Source organism: Halomonas sp. PBN3, from assembly GCF_000475415.1.
GTDB lineage: Bacteria > Pseudomonadota > Gammaproteobacteria > Pseudomonadales > Halomonadaceae > Halomonas > Halomonas shengliensis.
This window is the reverse complement of sequence record NZ_AXCA01000039.1, coordinates 1-669: the sequence shown is the minus strand read 5'-3', so window position 1 is coordinate 669 and position 669 is coordinate 1. Positions and strand designations below refer to the sequence as shown.

Here is a 669-nt window from a genome sequence, read left to right as displayed (position 1 = left end):
CCCGGATATTGCACCGGAAATGAAAAAAGCGGCTGAAAATCGGTTATAATTCAAGAGCCTAAGCAAGAATTAGCCGACACAGCCGCCATGACAAAATGTACCATGCCCACCGCCACCTTTCCACGCTGCAAAGGCCGTCAGATCACCGCCCGCTTCGATGGCGGCGACGTCACCTCCGACGGCGGCATCCTCCTGCTGCGTCAGCTCGATCGTGAGATGGGGCTGACGCGCTCGGTAGCTCGCCGACTGAGCGATGCGCGAGACCCTCAGCGCTGCCAGCACCGAACGGAAACCCTGGTTCGACAGCGCGTGTTCGGCCTGGCGCTGGGCTATGAGGATCTCAACGACCACCATGCGTTGCGTCACGACATCGCCCTGCAGACCGCCGTCGATACCGATGGCGTGCTGGCCAGCCAGTCCACCCTGTGTCGCTTCGAACAGCAGGCCGACCGGGACTGGGCGGTCGCCATCCACGAGGAGATGATCGAGCAGTTCATCCGCTCGTTCCGGCGGCCACCGAAGAAGCCGCTCTACCTCGACTTCGATGCGACCGACGATCGGGTACACGGCCAGCAGCTCGGCCGGCACTTCAACGGCTACTACGACCACTACATCTTCCTGCCGCTGTTCGTGTTCTGTGGCGACCAGCTACTGGTCAGCTACCTGCGC

At 61.9% G+C, this 669-nt stretch carries 1 protein-coding gene; it reads left to right on the top strand.

Annotated features, from left to right (window positions below):
• Nucleotides 1-87: 87 nt before the first annotated feature.
• On the top strand, nucleotides 88-669 hold a 582-nt coding region (locus Q673_RS21935; protein WP_200861388.1), incomplete at its 3' end, for a transposase.